This window comes from Mucilaginibacter sp., from assembly GCF_039207105.1.
Taxonomy (GTDB): Bacteria; Bacteroidota; Bacteroidia; order Sphingobacteriales; family Sphingobacteriaceae; genus Mucilaginibacter.
Genome location: NZ_JBCECK010000001.1, coordinates 88,895 through 106,903 on the forward strand (window position 1 = coordinate 88,895; position 18,009 = coordinate 106,903).

13 protein-coding genes are annotated in these 18,009 nt (G+C 40.0%); 9 read left to right on the forward strand and 4 right to left on the reverse strand.

Annotation, left to right across the window (positions count from 1 at the left end; all coding sequences use genetic code 11):
* Window positions 1-235: 235 nt before the first annotated feature.
* The 9 genes from cobA (at window position 236) to AAGC65_RS00425 (ending at window position 13,629) form a co-directional block, all read left to right on the forward strand.
* Window positions 236-964, forward strand: a complete 729-nt coding sequence (gene cobA, locus AAGC65_RS00385; RefSeq protein WP_343110412.1) for a uroporphyrinogen-III C-methyltransferase — start codon at window positions 236-238, stop codon at window positions 962-964.
* Complete coding sequence (locus AAGC65_RS00390; protein ID WP_343110413.1) at window positions 961-2,457, forward strand: cobyric acid synthase; 1,497 nt, start codon at window positions 961-963, stop codon at window positions 2,455-2,457. The genes cobA and AAGC65_RS00390 overlap by 4 nt, the downstream gene beginning before the upstream one ends.
* Window positions 2,458-2,461: 4 nt before the next feature.
* On the forward strand, window positions 2,462-3,481 hold the full coding sequence (locus AAGC65_RS00395) for an aminotransferase class I/II-fold pyridoxal phosphate-dependent enzyme (RefSeq protein ID WP_343110414.1): 1,020 nt from the start codon (window positions 2,462-2,464) through the stop codon (window positions 3,479-3,481).
* The gene (gene cbiB / locus AAGC65_RS00400; RefSeq protein ID WP_343110415.1) at window positions 3,460-4,404 is read left to right on the forward strand and encodes an adenosylcobinamide-phosphate synthase CbiB; all 945 of its coding nucleotides are present in this window, start codon (window positions 3,460-3,462) and stop codon (window positions 4,402-4,404) included. Before AAGC65_RS00395 ends, cbiB begins: the two co-directional genes overlap by 22 nt.
* Window positions 4,397-4,951: an AAA family ATPase gene (locus tag AAGC65_RS00405; protein ID WP_343110416.1), complete on the forward strand. Its 555-nt coding sequence runs from the start codon at window positions 4,397-4,399 to the stop codon at window positions 4,949-4,951. Before cbiB ends, AAGC65_RS00405 begins: the two co-directional genes overlap by 8 nt.
* Window positions 4,941-6,260 (forward strand): cobyrinate a,c-diamide synthase, encoded by a 1,320-nt coding sequence (locus AAGC65_RS00410; protein WP_343110417.1) that lies wholly within the window; start codon window positions 4,941-4,943, stop codon window positions 6,258-6,260. Before AAGC65_RS00405 ends, AAGC65_RS00410 begins: the two co-directional genes overlap by 11 nt.
* Window positions 6,261-6,366: 106 nt before the next feature.
* A complete protein-coding gene (cobN, locus tag AAGC65_RS00415) occupies window positions 6,367-10,638 on the forward strand; it encodes a cobaltochelatase subunit CobN (RefSeq protein WP_343110418.1) in 4,272 nt (1,423 codons plus the stop codon).
* A 47-nt stretch (window positions 10,639-10,685) separates the two neighbouring features.
* Window positions 10,686-12,644, forward strand: coding sequence for a magnesium chelatase subunit D family protein (locus AAGC65_RS00420; protein WP_343110419.1), 1,959 nt, complete (start codon window positions 10,686-10,688; stop codon window positions 12,642-12,644).
* A 46-nt stretch (window positions 12,645-12,690) separates the two neighbouring features.
* A complete protein-coding gene (locus AAGC65_RS00425; RefSeq protein ID WP_343110420.1) occupies window positions 12,691-13,629 on the forward strand; it encodes a sirohydrochlorin chelatase in 939 nt (312 codons plus the stop codon).
* Here AAGC65_RS00425 and AAGC65_RS00430 read toward each other — a convergent pair.
* The 4 genes from AAGC65_RS00430 to cobM are packed head-to-tail and all read right to left on the reverse strand — an operon-like array spanning window position 13,626 to window position 18,008.
* Window positions 13,626-14,336 carry a hypothetical protein gene (locus AAGC65_RS00430; RefSeq protein WP_343110421.1) on the reverse strand — a complete coding sequence of 237 codons (711 nt, stop codon included), beginning with the start codon at window positions 14,334-14,336 and terminating at the stop codon, window positions 13,626-13,628. The genes AAGC65_RS00425 and AAGC65_RS00430 overlap by 4 nt on opposite strands.
* Entirely contained in the window at window positions 14,336-15,427 is a 1,092-nt protein-coding gene (locus tag AAGC65_RS00435) for a cobalt-precorrin-5B (C(1))-methyltransferase (RefSeq protein ID WP_343110422.1), read from the reverse strand. The genes AAGC65_RS00430 and AAGC65_RS00435 overlap by 1 nt, the downstream gene beginning before the upstream one ends.
* Window positions 15,427-16,158 carry a precorrin-6A/cobalt-precorrin-6A reductase gene (locus tag AAGC65_RS00440; protein ID WP_343110423.1) on the reverse strand — a complete coding sequence of 244 codons (732 nt, stop codon included), beginning with the start codon at window positions 16,156-16,158 and terminating at the stop codon, window positions 15,427-15,429. Before AAGC65_RS00440 ends, AAGC65_RS00435 begins: the two co-directional genes overlap by 1 nt.
* Window positions 16,155-18,008 carry a precorrin-4 C(11)-methyltransferase gene (cobM, locus tag AAGC65_RS00445; RefSeq protein ID WP_343110424.1) on the reverse strand — a complete coding sequence of 618 codons (1,854 nt, stop codon included), beginning with the start codon at window positions 18,006-18,008 and terminating at the stop codon, window positions 16,155-16,157. The genes AAGC65_RS00440 and cobM overlap by 4 nt, the downstream gene beginning before the upstream one ends.
* Between the last annotated feature and the right edge of the window lies 1 nt (window position 18,009).

Consider the following 18,009-nt stretch of genomic DNA (forward strand, 5'->3'; position numbering starts at 1 on the left):
ATGCTTTAATTGGGTAAATAATTCCCCTGAGAACTTTACGTAAAACATTAGAGTAATGAGAGACAATTATTTATGATTGTCTTTCATAGTTATCACAACAATTTTTTTATCAAACGATAAAAGTATCTCATTGCTAAATTTTCCATAGACTGCATATTTAAGCGATCTTCTGTTTATGATTATATAAATTAGGTTTAACTTAGCCTTTTTACTTAATGTTGCAGAATATCTATTGATGATTGACAGTAATAAAACTCCCGAACTATTTATTGTTGGTGCCGGTCCTGGCGATGTAGAATTAATAACAGTTAAAGGCCATAAAGTTTTGCAGCAAGCTGATGTTGTTCTTTATGATAATTTGGCAAATAAAGAGCTCTTGACTATCACTCGTGATGATTGTGAAAAAATATATGTAGGAAAACAACCTTATGGTAAACATACAACCCAGGATGAGATACATGAGTTAATAAAGCACTATGCATTTACTAAAGGGAAAGTAGTAAGGTTAAAAGGAGGCGATCCGTTTATATTCGGAAGGGGGTTTGAAGAGATATTATTTGCCAGACAGCACGGGATCAAAACACACTTTATTCCCGGAATCAGCAGTATGCAAGCTGCCGGTTTTGAAGATATACCATTAACTCATCGGAATATTAGTGAAAGTATTTGGGTTGTTACAGGTACTAAAAAAGATGGTACACTATCAGCAGATTTACGTTTAGCTATGCAAAGCAATGCCACTGTAGTTATTTATATGGGCATGAAAAAACTGAATGATATAGCAGCAACTTACATAGAAGCTGGTAAAGGATCTACTTTGGCAGCAATCATACAACATGCATCACTACCAAATCGGAAAATAGTCAGGGCTCAAATCCAGGATCTACCAGGAGTAGCCGCCGCCGCTCAGATCACTCATCCCGCTATAATTATTATTGGAGCTGTAGTAGGTTTGGGATTATGATCAAAGTGGTGGAAAGCGTAAAAAATATCGAAAGGCTTAAACCCATCATGTTTGTTGGTACAGCTTCAGATGTCGGAAAAAGCGTAATCACTGCCGGATTTTGCAGGATCTTTAAGCAAGATGGTTATACGCCTGCGCCGTTTAAGGCACAAAATATGTCTTTAAACAGCTATGTTACTCCGGAGGGCCTTGAAATTGGCAGGGCTCAGGCCGTACAGGCTGAGGCAGCCGGTGTTAATTGCCATACAGATATGAACCCGGTGCTTCTTAAGCCCACTACCGATAAAAGCTCGCAGGTTATTTTATTAGGGAAGCCTGTAGGAAACATGTCTGCTAAAGATTATTTTAAACCAGCCGGTCGGGAGCAGTTGTTTTCAGAGGTTAAACGCGCATTCCATCGTTTATCTGAAAGATATAATCCGATTGCTATGGAAGGTGCTGGTAGTATTTCGGAACTTAATCTGAAAAGCCGCGACATAACCAATATGCGCATGGCCAAGGAAGCCGGAGCAGCTACATATCTGGTGACTGATATTGAACGAGGCGGCATATTCGCGAGCCTGTATGGAACTATGGCTTTATTGGATGAGGATGAGAGGAAATTTATTAAAGGAATTATCATTAATAAATTCAGAGGGGATATAAGTTTATTTGATGAAGGTAAAAGAAAGATTGAAGAACTTTGCGGTGTTCCTGTGATTGGAATTTTACCTTATTTTAAAGATATTGTAATTGAGGAGGAGGATTCGGTTGCACTTACACAAAAAATGACAAAAGCTGTTGATGGCAAGGTAAATGTTGTTGTTATTCTTTTAAACAGGTTATCAAATTTTACTGACTTTAACCGGTTGGAAAGTGACACACGGATAAATTTATTTTACTCTAACAACCCTAATGAAATTTGTAAAGCAGATATTTTAATCCTTCCCGGCACTAAAAATACAATTGAAGATACCATCGCTTTAAAAAATAATGGAATAGCGGATGCTATTCGCGAGGCTTACAGCATGGGTAAAACTATAATAGGTATTTGTGGAGGCTATCAAATGTTAGGTGAATCAATTGCCGACCCGCATCATGTGGAAAGCAATATAGCCGAAACTGCCGGGCTTGGGTTACTTCCGGTAACTACAATTTTGCAGGCCGAGAAAACAACCAGGCAAAGTTTTTTCAAATATCAGCATTTGGAAGGCACTTGTATAGGATATGAAATACACATGGGCGAAACGTACGCCGCCGAAACAAAACCGCTAAACTTTTTACCAGATGGGCAAACGGATGGGTATAAGCTTAGTGATAAATGTTGGGGGACTTATATGCATGGTATTTTAGATAATCCGGTTGTAATTAACCATTTATTGGAACCATACACAACCTCTCATCAGGAAATGATCAATTATGCGCAATATAAAAATGAGCAATATGACAAGCTTGCCGCATTACTAAGAGAGCATATTGATTTGGATTATGTATATCAATCTTTAAAATATTAGTTGTATGCTTTACGGGCATGGTGATGATGGCTACCAGTTTAAAGCCGATATTGTTGCAGATTTCAGCACGAACGTTTGGTATAATGGAGAACCTGAGGAATTAAAAGAACATATTTTTAGTAACTGGAGTAACATAAACAAATATCCGGAAGTACTGGCCGAAAGTTTAATACATAAAATTGCTCAACATCATCATTTACTGCCAGGTAATATATTGGTTAATAGCGGAAGTACAGAAAGCATTTATTTAATAGGCCAGGCTTTCAGAAAGCGGAAAACAACCATTGTGATCCCCTCATTTGCTGAATATGAAGATGCGGCAAAGATGTATGATCATCAGGTAAGTTTTATGAATTGGGATGCATTGGATCCCTTGACTAAGATAGAATCTGATTTAGTGTTTATTTGTAATCCCAATAATCCTACAGGTGAGGTTTGCTTGTATATTGAGGCATTGCTCAAAAATAATCCTAAAGTTATATTTGTTGTAGATGAGGCTTTTATTGAGTTTACCTTATCAATAAGTTCAGCTATAACACTGGTAAGGCAACATCTGAATCTTATAATCCTTCGTTCACTTACTAAATCTTATGCCATTCCGGGTCTTAGGCTGGGATATATTGTGGCTTCCGAAGCACTTATTCAGAAGGTAAAGAAATTCAAATTTCCGTGGTCGGTTAATAGTGTGGCTATTGAAACCGGTAAATTTATTTTTGATAATTATGAACGTGTTCAAATCCCCTTAAAAGAGCTGTTAGATGAAAGAGAACGTTTTGTGACTTCTCTAAAGGAAGCTCCTGTCAGGATACACAATAGCCATACACATTTTTTTTTAGCTGAATTAGTAAATGGCGAAGCTTCTGAGCTGAAACAATATCTGCTAAAAGAACACAACATACTAATTAGGGATGCCAGTAATTTTCGTGGACTCAGAAAAAGTCATTTCAGGCTTGCTACATTAAGTGCTCATAGTAATCAATTATTGGTTAATGCATTAAAAGAATGGCGAAACCATACCTCTTAATTATACCATTAATAGTTGGCTATTTGCTTGACCTTCTGTTGGGTGACCCGGAACAATTCCCGCATCCAGTAAAGTTTTTTGGTAATACGATTGCTTTTTGGGAACGCTTATTAAATAAAAATCAATCCAGGTTTTTAAAGGGCATGGTATTGGTGATCATGCTTTGCGGTTTTTGCTTCATCTTTTTTTATCTGATCTCTGCATATTTAATGTATTACAACTGGCTTATTTATATCATCTACAGTAGTGTTTTCATGTATTATGGACTTGCCAACAAAGGACTGATCAACGAGGGGCGAAAAGTTTTCGATGTGCTTAATAACGAAGGAATTGAAGCCGGTCGGAAACAATTATCGCGTATTGTTGGAAGGGATACATCAAATCTTAGCACGCAGCAAATTCGGATTGCCGTACTCGAAACTATGTCAGAAAACCTGAGCGACGGCGTTATAGCCCCATTATTTTATTACGCCTTAGCTGGTATACCCGGTATCATGACCTACAAATTAATTAATACGCTTGATTCCATGATCGGGTACCACAGTGAACGGTATGAGCAATTTGGAAAGTTCGCGGCCCGGTTGGATGATGTTGCCAATTTCATCCCATCAAGGCTTACTGCATTATTTATGGTAGGTGTATCTTTCAGCAAAACAGCTCTGCAATTTGTTTTTCGCTATGGCAATAAACACAAAAGCCCCAATTCGGGGTATCCTGAAGCTGCCCTGGCTGGCATATTGAATACCCGCTTTGGCGGGCCCAACACTTATCATGGCGTTTTATTGGAGAAGCCTTACATTGGTGAAAATGACAGAATAATTGAACACCAGGAAATCAAGAGAGTTATTTATATCAATCATAAAGTATGTTTCTTGATGGTTGTTTTGATTATAGCGTTTATTATGGCGGTATATTATGAGTAGATTTATCATAACCGGCGGCCCTGGATCTGGTAAAACGAATTTACTGGAAGCATTAAGAGCTTTGAATTATACCTGTTCGGAAGAAGCTTCGCGTCAGTTGATCATTCAGGAGGTTCAACAAGGATCCAATTGTTTACCCTGGATCGATATGCGTTGCTTTGCCGATAAAGCCTTACAGAAAATGATCTTATCATATGAAGCAACCAGCGGCCTTGGATTAACGTTTTATGACAGAGGGATACCAGATATCATCGCTTATTTAAAAGTAGCCGGTTTACCAGTGCCCGAATATTACTATGAAGCATGCCAACAGCATTTATATCATCAAACCGTATTTATACTTGAGCCCTGGCAGGAAATTTATATTAATGACAGCGAAAGATGGCAAACATATCCCGAATCAGAGCAATTGTATATGGCCATTGCTGAAGTTTATAAATCATTAAATTATAATTTAATTGAAGTGCCTAAACTAACTGTAAATGAACGGGCTGATTTCATTATAAATTATATTAATTCAGTATTAGGAGATAAAGATGCCAGATAAACCACAGTTTTTAATAGCCGCTCCATCAAGCGATTCAGGAAAAACTACTATTACACTTGGCCTGTTAAGAGTTATGGCTAACCGTGGATTAAAAGTGCAGCCTTTTAAATGCGGTCCTGACTATATTGATCCAATTTTACATCAAAAGGCGAGTGGTGCGGATAGCATAAATCTGGATATCTATATGGCCAGCAATGATCATGTTAAAAGCTTATATAATAAATGTTTGCAGCAAAATGATGTAGCTATTGTTGAAGGAGTAATGGGTTTGTTTGATGGTGCGGATAAGATGAAGGGAAGCAGTGCCGAAATAGCCGCATTACTGAATATACCGATAATATTGGTGATCAATGCTAAGGCAATGGCATATTCTGCCGCCGCGCTTATTCATGGTTTTAAAAGTTTTAGGCCAGAGTTAAATATTGCTGGCGTAATTTTTAATAATGTAAATACAATTTCGCATTATCATATCCTTAAAGATGTCTGTAAAGATGTGCAAGTTGAAGCTCTTGGTTATTTATCAACTCAACCTGATATAAAAATCCCTTCAAGGCACCTTGGGCTTAGCATAGCGTCCGATATAAACTTTGATGCTTTGTGCGATAGAATAGCAATGGCGGTGAATGAAACCGTTGATGTTAATAGATTATTGGAAATAACTACCCTTAGTGCAGTTGAAATAATAGAAGAGGAGCAACCGAAAGATAAAGGAAATTATACAATAGCTGTAGCACATGATGAAGCCTTCCGCTTTACTTATCATGAAAACCTGGAGGTATTAAAACAATTTGGAGAAGTCGTTTATTTTAGTCCACTGACTGATAGTAAACTGCCTGAATGTGATTTGTTGTATTTGGCAGGTGGCTACCCGGAACTTTTTGTGGAGCAATTGAGCCAAAATAAGAGTATGCTTAATTCCGTTCGTGAATATTGCTTAAATAATGGAAAAACCTATGCTGAGTGTGGTGGAATGATGTATTTAGGTGAATATATTATTGATAAGGAAGGTAAGCAGTTTGAGATGGCCGGATTTTTTCCTTTAGCTACATCAATGGAAGTGCCTAAACTTCATTTGGGGTATCGTTCATTGTTCATTAATGATCTGAATATCAAAGGGCATGAATTTCATTATTCAAATTGTACAGAATTAAAGGAGGTGAAAAGGTTAGATTGTAGTGTTTTTAATTCAAAGGAAATTGAGATAACATCAAATATCTATCAGGAGAATAATACCATAGCTTCTTATAATCACTTGTATTGGGGAAATTGTAAAGTATTTATAAGTAGGTTGTTACAAGGTGAACTTTAAGTGTTACTTATAATTGACATCAACATCATTCTATTCATGATTTATTGATAGAATTCTTAATATTTTTGGCAAGAGCCAATTCTCTCAATAACCAATCAATTTAATAATGGCTGAAATTAAAAGGCAACGTGTTACAAGGGCAGACGGAAAGGCCATTAACCTGGTTCAAAGAAGAGGACATTTGTCTTATTGCTATAATGCCTGTTGCTGCGGCAGAACAGATCGCGGATTTGATGCAGTTCCTGTTGATCTTTACAAAAGCGAATGGTTACGCCGCAAAATAAGAAACGTAGTACATATGACCAAGGGCGGTTGTTTAGGCCCGTGTACACTTGCCAACGTAGTTACATTGCTTTTCGATGGGCATTCTGTTTGGTTTCACTCTATAAATAATGATTGGCAGGTACTTTCCATATTTGATTATATAGAAAGCATGATAGCTGCCGACGGTTTCCTGTTACCACCAGCAGAGTTGAATGAATATGTTTTTCAGTTTTATACCTGGAAAGGTACAAAAGTGCCTTTGCTTGCAGATTCGTTCGTGCCACAGGATGGCATGTTTTTTTTAACCCATGCAGATACAGACCTGCTAACCCTACATCATGCTTTACAGCTACTTCCTGATGATTTCCCAAAAACATTAGGCGTAAACTTACAGGCGGTAAAAAGCGAATCGCACATGGCCCAGTTGCTTGATAGGGAGATAGCTGGTGCAAAGATCATTGTTCTCCGCATATTAGGCCGTCCAAGCAGTATACCCGGGTTTAGCGAGTTGGTTCAGAGGGTACAAAAGCAAGATCAACAATTAATTGTTATAAGCGGAACTGGTGATTTTAACCCGGAATATGCGGCTGTATCAACTGTTTCGCCCGATATCCTGCATGAAACCCTGAACTATCTGCAGGCAGGCGGGCCTGCTAATTTAGCTTCATTGCTTTATTATCTTTCAGATCGTTTGCTTATGACGGGGTTTGGTTATAATGCTCCTATTATTTTGCCAGAGCATGGTATCTATCATCCGGATCTTCCCGAAAACGCAACGATGGATGATTGGGAAAGGTATAAGGATAATGACCTGGCAACTATTGGGATCACGTTTTACAGGGCGCATTATATCAGTGGCAACACTGGCTTTATAGACGCCTTGATCAGAGCTCTTGAAGATAGGGGACTAAATGTTCTTCCTGTTTTTACAGCCTCGTTAAAAGCTACCGATCCGGTTTCAGGCTGGCCAGCCGCATTTCAGTTCTTCAGAAACGCTGACCATACGATGATCGATGTATTGGTTAACACCGTGTCTTTTGCCATGCAGGATGGCGCCTTGAATAATGATGAAAATATACTCAGTAAATTGGATGTGCCTATTATACAGGCTATAACCAGTGGCATGAGCCGTAGTTCATGGGAATCGTCAAACCGTGGACTTAATCCTTTAGATACGGCCATGAACGTGGCCATTCCCGAGTTTGATGGCCGCATAATTACTGTGCCCGTATCATTTAAAGAGAAGGGGCGTGAGGTTAAAGGTTATGAACCAATGGCCGATCGCATAGAAAGGGTAGCCGGAATCGCAGCTCGTTTTGCACGTTTAAGGCACATTCCAAATCAGTCAAAAAAGGTTGCCTTTATTTTCACCAACTCAAGCAGTAAGGCATCGCAAATAGGTAATGCTGTAGGTTTGGATGCACCGGCATCACTGATGGCTATTTTACAGGCTATGTTGGCAGAAGGTTACCAAATAAATGATCTTCCCGAATCCGGTACTCAACTGATCCATGATCTGATCAATCGTTGTTCTTACGACGAAACCTATCTTACGTCAGAACAGTTAGCAAATGCAGTAGGCAGGGTTTCTGCCAATCAATATAGTTCCTGGTTCAATGAATTGCCTTTTGCATTGCAAAAATCAATGGAAAAGCAATGGGGTGCAGCCCCGGGTGAAACCTATGTTCACGATGATCATATTTCTTTTGCCGGCCTTGAATTTGGTAATGTGTTAGTGGCTTTACAGCCACCACGCGGATACGGATTGGATGCCGATGCTATATATCATCAGCCTGATTTACCACCTACACATCATTATTGTGCTTTTTATCAATGGCTGCGTAATGATTGGGGAGCTGATGCCGTTGTACACGTAGGTAAGCACGGGACGTTAGAATGGTTGCCGGGAAAAGGTATAGGTCTTTCCGAAAATTGTTTCCCTGATGCATTTCTTACCGATATGCCTCTTTTTTATCCGTTCATCATAAATGATCCGGGTGAGGGCTCACAAGCAAAACGTCGTGCGCACGCGGTAGTGATCGATCACCTTACCCCGGCAATGACATCAGCTGATAGCTATGGCGAATTAGCCATGCTTACCCAATTGGTTGATGAATATTACCAGGTAGAAACCTTAGATCCATCGAAATTACCGTTGCTACAGCGGCAAATATGGGATTTGATCAAGCAAACAAACCTTGATAAGGATCTTTCGGTGATGCTTAAACGCGATCATGGTGACCATGTGCATGAGTGGGATGATGAAATGACGCCAGAAGGCGTACCAGTCAGTATCAGTGAAATGGATGGGAAAGACATAGCACATTTAATTGAAGATATTGACGGGTATTTGTGCGAATTAGGCGCAGCCCAGATCCGTAATGGCCTGCATACGTTGGGTCAGATGCCGGAAGCCGAGGCTTTAACAGATATGCTGCAGTCACTCACACGTCTTTCAAATATTGGTGTTGGTGGCTTACCAGCAGCATTGGCCAACTTTTTTGGCTTTGATATCAATGAACTTTTAGATAAAAAAGGGCAGCGTCTATCAACCATATCACCCCAATTTATAAATTTGGCCGGCAGATCTGTGGTTACAGCTGCCGATGCTTTACAGGTTATTGATGAATTAGGAAACCATTTAATTCAATTACTTCAGAAAAATAGCTTTAATAAAAAAACTATTGAACAAGTACTTGATGAAGCATTCGGACTAAATATTCATAAAGAAAAAACTAGCGGAATACTGGAAGTGCTTGAATTTATATGTACTTCATTGATGCCTAATTTGGCCCAAATATATGATGAAATAAGTAATTTGCTGCATGGCTTATCAGGTGGATATATACCCGCAGGCCCAAGCGGAGCACCTACACGTGGTATGGCTCACATATTGCCTACCGGGCGTAATTTTTACAGTGTTGATCCCAGGGCATTACCATCGCAGGCGGCATGGGAGGTTGGGCAGCAACTGGCCCGTGAAGTTTTGCAACGTCATTTCAAAGAAACAGGTTTTTATCCGGAAAATGTGGCTATCAGCATTTGGGGTACCAGCGCTATGCGTACCCAGGGCGATGATGTAGCCGAAATTTTGGCGCTATTGGGTGTAAGGCCTGTATGGCAGGCTGAAAGCCGTCGGGTGGTAGGTTTAGAGCTTATTCCTTTAACTGAACTTAATCGGCCACGAATTGATGTTACTACGCGTATTAGTGGTTTTTTCCGTGACGCTTTTCCGCATTTGATCGACTTAATTGACGAAGCTGTTCAAATGGTAATAGCAGCCGATGAACCAGATGAGCAAAATTTTATCCGCAAGCATTACTTGAAAGATATAGCAGAGCTTAAAAATCAGGATTTGTCTATAGAAGCTGTAGAAGAAAAAGCAGCTTACCGTATTTTTGGATCGCCACCAGGTAGTTATGGTGCCGGTATCTTACCGCTTATTCAAGAACAGAACTGGGAAACAGATGCCGATTTTTCCTCGGTTTACATTAATTGGGGTGGTTATGCATACGGCAAAAATGTAAGTGGGGTAGATGCCCGTGATGAATTTAAACAAAGGCTTGCTGTTGTAGAGGTGGCTTTGCATAACCAGGATAACCGGGAGCATGATATTTTTGACAGCGATGATTACCTGCAGTTTCATGGCGGTATGATAGCGACTATCCGCAGTTTAACGGGTAAGCAACCCAAGGGCTATTTTGGTGATACGCAAAACCCTGACCGGGCTGCTGTACGAGATTTAAAGGAAGAGGTTTTACGTGTTTTCCGTTCAAGGGTTGTAAATCCTAAATGGCTGGAAAGTATCAAGAAGCATGGCTATAAAGGTGGTTTGGAATTAACAGCTACGGTAGATTATATTTTTGGTTATGACGCCACAGCAAAAGTAGTTGATGATTGGATGTACCAGCAAATAGCAGAAACTTATGCTTTTGATAATAATATGCAGCAGTTTTTTGCTCAAAACAATCCCTGGGCATTACAGGCCATAACAGAAAGATTATTGGAGGCTGTAAAGCGCGATATGTGGTCGGCATCTGCAGAAACATTACAAGAACTACAGTCTCTTTATCTGCAAAGCGAAACATTATTAGAAGAACGTAACGAAGTTTAATGTGTCTAAGCAGGAATATGCTACTTTTATAAATAAAGAATATATCTATGAATTATCCATTTACAGCAATAGTAGGGCAGGAGAAACTTAAAAGAGCATTGCTGTTATGCGCCATTAATCCGGGTATTGGCGGCTTATTGATCCAGGGAGATAAAGGGACTGCCAAAAGCACCGCGGCACGGGCTCTGTCAGAGGTTGCTCCTCCGATAACTAAAATAAGTGATTGCTTATTTGGGTGTTCAACAACAGATCCTCTTGATTTTTGTGAGGTATGTAAACAAGCCGATAAGCAATTGATTCAGGCACAGGTACCCTTTATTAATTTACCCTTAGGGGCCACAGAAGAGCGGATTTTGGGAAATCTTGATCTGGAGCAGGTATTGATCGAAAAAAGAAAAAAGCTTCAGCCGGGGCTACTTGCCGCAGCGCATCAGGGTATTCTTTATGTAGACGAGGTTAATTTGCTGCCCGATCATTTAGTTGATGTATTATTGGATGTATCGGTTACCGGCGAAAACATTATTGAGCGGGAGGGCTTATCACTCAGTCATCCTGCGCGGTTTACTTTGATAGGTACTATGAATCCTGAAGAAGGAAATTTGCGGCCTCAGTTTTTAGACCGATTCGGATTAATGGTTGAAGTAGAAGCTCCTTCAGATGTTATCGAAAGGACTGAAGTAGTGCGCCGGCGGATTGCTTTTGAATATGACCCTGCTTCTTTTATTAGTCAATGGGAAGCAACCCAAAAGCGTTTGCAATATCAGCTAATAGAAGCAAAAAAGCTTTTACCCTCTGTTAAATTAAGCGATGAGTTCCTCACGCAGATTAGTGAGTTAACCACCGAACTGAATGTAAAAAGTCTACGGGCAGATATTGTCATATATAAAACAGCGATTGCCATTGCGGCATTGAATCAGCGTACTGAAGTTTTGGCCGAAGATATAGAGCAAGCTGCAGAACTGGCGCTGGCTCATAGAAGCAAAAAACAGCCGTTTTCTAATGCCCAAAATAAACAGGATAAAACGGAGGAGAATAAACAAGAGAATTCTTCAACCCAAAACGAAACATTAGTTAAAACTAACAAGCAAAGCCCAGCTCAAAGTAATAATGATAGTTCGTATGAAAATATTGATTTCCGAAGTGGAGAGCCAAATTCATCCGGAAAGAAAGGTCAGGATGAAACAGAAGCAGAACAAGTCTTCGAAGCAATACTTCCATTAACTCTACCGCAGATCAAGATTGGGAGTTTGCAATCAAAGCAAGCTAATCAAACAGGAAAAAGAGGAGCAATTGTCGGTGCTGCCCGTGGAATATCGGTTAGCTCCGAACGGGTCAAAAACGCAACGGATATTGCTGTAGATGCTACAATACTTCATGCCTTAATGCGTAATCCAGATGAATTAGATATTGCCGTTGATGATCTGCATAGGAAAAAGCGCAATGGTAAAACCAGTAACCTGATTTTATTCGTGGTGGATGCGTCGGGTTCTATGGCTGCCAATAAACGAATGGAAGCTGTGAAGGGAACGGTGATCAGTCTGTTAACAGATGCTTACCAAAAGCGCGACACGGTTGGTGTAATTGCATTTCGTGGCATTGAAGCCCAGGTATTGCTTAACCCTACTCAAAGCGTTGAATTGGCAGAACAAGCCCTGAAAGCTTTACCTACCGGCGGCAGGACCCCCTTACCACATGCCCTGCAAACGGCTGTTCAGCTACTAAATAGATTTGAGCAAACGCATGGCTATAACCCTGTTTTGATTATTTTAACAGATGGAAAGGCTAATGTTGCCTTACCCGGTGGAGGCGATCCCTGGGAACAAACGCTTACACTGGCCAATCAGATCAATAAGTTAAATATCCAGTCGGTAATATTAAATACTGACACGAATTATTTGAATTTGGGTAGAGCGGAAGATCTGGCCAACGCACTTGGTGGGCAATACTTATCATTAAATGATATATCTAAAGAGCAACTTACCCCAATAGTAAATCGATTGCTATAATATTTTCCAAGGGTTACGCTATATAAAATACAGAAGAAGATTTGAAATGAAAGAAGGGATATTACTTTGCGGGCATGGCAGCAGAAAAACAGCCGGAGTTGAGGAGTTTAAAAAACTCGTGGAGATTTTGAAGGGTCGTTACTCGAATACATTTGAAGTTGATTACGGTTTTTTGGAATTCAATCATCCGCTATTTGAAGCAGCCATTGAACGGTTATATAGCAAGGGCATTCGTACCATTTACGCCTTGCCCGTTATTCTGTTTGCCGGAGCACATGCCAAAAATGATATTCCTTACGAATTGAATACCATCCAGTCATACTACCCTGATCTGAAAATAAAAATGGGTAGCCCGATCGGGGTGAATGCGAATGTATTGGACCTGGCTAAAAAGCGGATTGAAGAAACGGAGCTTATTTTAAGTGATGTGGACAGGAAAGAAACTTGCCTGGTAGTAGTAGGCAGGGGAACCACCGATCCGGATGCCAATAGCGATGTGAATAAATTGATGAGCATGTTATGGGAAGGAATGGGATTTGGCTTTGCAACAACTGCCTACAGCGGTACAGCTTATCCATCTGTTGAGCAATCACTAAACCTGGTAGAAAAACTGGGTTTTAAAAGAATAATTGTTATTCCGTTTTTCTTTTTTACAGGTGTTTTACTGGATAGGATTTACGCTATTGTAGAGGAAAAAAACAATAGTTCATCACAGGAATTTATTTTTACAGCTCCCTTTGGAACCGATGAACTGATATTAAAAGCTTTTGATGATCGCTTAGATCAGGTTATTAACGGCGAAGGTAATATGAATTGCCAGCTTTGTAAATATCGCACTCAAATCATTGGGTTTGAGCAAGAGGTAGGCAAAGACCAGATTGGCCATCACCTTAATGTAAAGGGTGTGCTTTTTGAAGAAGACGAAAAAGTTGGCGAGAAAAAGAACTCCTTAGGCCGTAGCTTTAAAAAGCTATTAGGGATTTAAAAGAATATTCGGTATATCCAAAGGCATCCGATAGCTATTGATGCTAAACCGGCAATACCGTTCATCCATTTAAAGATCACTAAGTTCTTTTCTAAAAATCGGCTCATAGTTGAAATAAGTACGTAACTGTAAACACCCATAGCCAATACAATCCCTACAGATTCTATTACCAAAACCATTATAGAGCCACCAATTGTGGTAGCACTGATAACCAAAGCTGTCGTGAGCGCGCCGCCAGTGCCGGCCAGGCCATGCAGCATTCCGACCCAAAAGGAGCGTGTTAGTGGGTTTAAAGCGATCTCTTCGCCGGTTTTCCCGTGCAGGTGCATCCCATCAGATAGTAAATGATTGTGTGCTTCTATTTTTTTATTATCGCTGATCATCGCGTTGATCTTGTAGTTACTCCTGATAGCCTGCAAGCCTAATATGATCATAATAGGTCCTACAGCCATCTCGGCCCAAGCCGAAATATTTTTAACGTACAACTGCAATGATTCTTTAAATATCAAAGCAATTACTCCAAAGATCAATAAAGTAACAGAGTGGCCCAGTGCCCACTGCGAAGCTCTAAATACCACAGACCAGGACAATCGTTTTCTTTTAACAGCCTGTTCAGACGCTAAAACAGAAACTGCTGTCATGTGATCGGGCTCAAAAGAATGTAGAATGCCAGCAACCAGCGGGCGGCTTATGCTCAAAATATTCATTAAGCGTATTTTATATATGTTCCGTCTTTATTGATCAGGAATAACACTAACTCAACGTTAGGAATGAGTTTAGAACAGTTTTCATGGCAGGCTTTTATTAAAGCATTGTAAAACGGTTCGTCAGCGGCAAAGGTAAACAATTCAGTTAAGCGTCCTGCCATATTCAGAGATAAAATCTGGTTCAAAGAATCGCCCGTATATCCGGCATTAATAGCTAACTGATAAACAAACTCTTTATTCCAGGTACTTTTGCCACTATGCGTATCTAAAATGCCCTCAGCCAGTTTAACCGATTTACCGAGCATAATACCCATGTTGACTTTTTTGATATTGCTCTTTGCTATTTTTTCAAGGGTTTCACCAATCCAGTTGCCATAGTGTATAAATGCAAATGCCGGAAGTTTTGGAAACAAGGATGTTAAATATTTCTCACTCCTTGCACCAGAATTGATAACCAATTCGCTGACATCATTGGCTATTGCAACATCAATACCTTGTACAATACTGGCAATATAGGAGGATGCAGAAAATGGGGTAACAATACCGGTAGTGCCCAGAATGGATATCCCGCCTATAATTCCAAGGCGTTCATTTAAAGTCCGTTTAGCTATAATTTCACCGTCTTGTACAAAGATCATGACATCGACACCTTTGTGTTCTAAGCCATGATCGGCCAAAAGCTTTTTGCAGGCATTGGTGATCATTTGCCGGGGTACAGGGTTAATAGCAGGCTCTCCAACACCTATTTCGAGGCCGGGTAGTGTAACTATACCTACGCCTTTACCTTTAAGAAACCTGATATCGCCAGATTCATTCAACTTAACCACAGCACCAATAATAGCTCCATGAGTTACATCCGGATCATCACCCGCGTCTTTTTGAGTAGTACATTCAACCGTATCCTGGTTTAAAACACAGGAGATCATCTCGAATTCGTGCTGTGAGCCAATAGGTAAAGTAATAGTAATACGCGTTACCTTGCGTTGCAAAATGAGAGCCTGCAAGGCAGCTTTGCTACAGGCAGTGGCGCAAGCACCTGTAGTAAATCCCGTTTTTAAAGGGCCATCCGGAATTGGCAGAAGCTCATCCATTATTCAATCATGCTTAACAATTCCTTTAAGTTATGAATTGTTTTAAATGAAGCTGGAAGTTCTGGCTTTTTAATGATCAATATCGGAATATTGCAAGTAATAGCAGCCTGTATTTTTGCATCAAGTTTGCCATTTAAGCCGCTTTCTTTAGTCAAAATAACCTCTGGTTTAAGCCTATTGAAAAGTTGTACCTCTTCTTCCTTATCTTGTGGTAAGCCGAATATTAAGTTTTGCTCAGGAAAGCTATATTGAGCCGCAAAATCAATAGAATAATCCCTGTTCAATATCCGGAACCAACACGTATGTGTTTGCCAGTAGCTATTGAGTTTCGGAATAGATTGAACGCCGGTTAGGGCGAGCATAGATCGGTAATCATTTGCTTTTATTAGCGTTAAAGTATGGTCGTAGTCATTTACATATTTTACTAAAGGATCAACAACTTCTTCTGAAAACGCTCTCTCGTATCTGATCAATGGTAACTGACCCCAAAGGGAAGCTACTGTGGCATGCAATTCTGTGGCAAAAGGGTGGCAAGCGTCTATAATTGAAGATATTTGGTGATTAATGCAGAATGCTTTTAATCCTTCCTTATCCAAACTTCCATAACGGTATAGCCCCTTTCCTTCAAATGTTATTTCGGTACGGGATGAATAAATGTAATTGACCCCTGCTTCATCCAGCGCGTTTGCTACTTGTTTAGCCTCGGTTGTGCCGCCTAATAAAAGAATCATTTGAGTGATTTTTCTGTTTCCTTTTTCCTGAAAATGTGATACCAATTATCACCGTATAACCAGGAACGGTTTTTACGGGCGCCAACAGCTTCGCCTACAATGATCAGTACAGTACGGCTTAGTTTGTTATCCTTGATGATCTGACTCAACTCATTTAATTTACCTGTCCATACTTGTTCATCTTTCCAACTCACCCGATACAAAACAGCAAGCGGTGTCTCCGGCGGATAATGCTGTAGCAATTGACTTTCTACCTTTTTTACAATGGCGGCACTTAAAAAAATGCACATAGTTGCCCTCAGTTTGGCCATATCTTCTAACTTTTCATGAGCAGGCATTGGTGTGTTTCCTTCGCCACGGGTTAAAATGATGGTTTGTGAAACTTCAGGAATGGTAAACTCAGATTTCAAGTAGGCGGCAGCTGCCTGGAACGATGAAATTCCCGGAACAATGAAGTAATCATAGTTTTTTTCGTCAAAAATGGTCATTTGCTCCTGTATCGCTCCGTATATAGATGGATCGCCGGAATGCAGCCTTACAATAAGTTTGCCCTGTTTGTACATGTCATCAATCAATGACATCTGATCTTCCAGTGTCATCGAGGCTGAATTTCTGACCAGTGTATCAGGACGCGCGAAATGTGTTAATTCTTCAGGTACCAGGCTGCCTGCATATAAAATGCAATCCGCGGTTTCCAGTAACTCTTTTCCCTTTAATGTAATGTATTCCGGCGCTCCCGGACCTGCACCTACGATAGCTATTTGACCCTTTCGCTCAAATGAGCTGATGAGACTTAACGCATAAGTGAATTTTTTGCCGGATGAAACTTCTGCTTTTGTTTTTTCTATGAGCCAGCCCGAATTATTTGCAGCCAAAGCAGCCGAGCTTTCAGACACCCCTAGTACGCCTATTTTATCCAGTACCACATCAGATGGGTTGGCAACCTCTACTTTATTCAAGTCATCAACTGGGTAGGTAATGAAATTCCATTGATGCTTTTGGGAGATAGCAATGTAAGCGGCTTCTTCTGCTTTAATATCTACCGAAGCAAGGGTAGCTATACTTTGATAGGCAATGCCATCCTTAGCCAGTTTTTCAAGAAGTATTTCCTCAAATAATTCAGGTTCAATATCTTTTCGGCAACCGCTCCCCAGCGTTAGGCATTTAGGGTAAAAGCAAATTAAAGGAATATCGCTTTCAATAATTTCATATCCTACGTAAATCAATAGCTCATATTTCTGTTGATCTGCATCATTGATGTCATAATAAATATCAGTGAAAGCAGGTTTTGATTTTTCAAGGTAGGCAGTGCCGGCATCTTTAACTTTTAGGATTAATGCGGTCGGCTTATTATTTACAAACAGCGATATGGCTTTGTTCAACTGTACATTTGATTGTGCTGTCCAATTGAATTTAGTTGCGAGTAAATCGAGCGCCCATATATCCTGTAGATCGCTTGATGTACTGATCACGGCTTGAGCCTGGAATATATGACTAATCTTTTTGGTGATCTCATTGGCGCCGCCTGCATGTCCGCTTAATACCGACTGAACAAATTTACCCTGTTCATCAATATTGATGACAGCCGGATCTGTAGTTTTATCTTTAATATGTGGCGCTATGCTTCGTACACAAATACCCAATGCTCCAACAAAGATCCAAACATCAAAGCGATGAAATTTATCCTGAAGTAACTGGTCGACACTGTCAAGTTTGATAGTATCTTTTGAGAATTTTGTTACCCTTGTTGTATATAATTTGCTGAGGTAAAACTCCTGTTGTATTATTTTTCCTATAGCTAATCCGCTATCAGTAAAAGACACAATACATACTTTATTTTCTTTTAACATA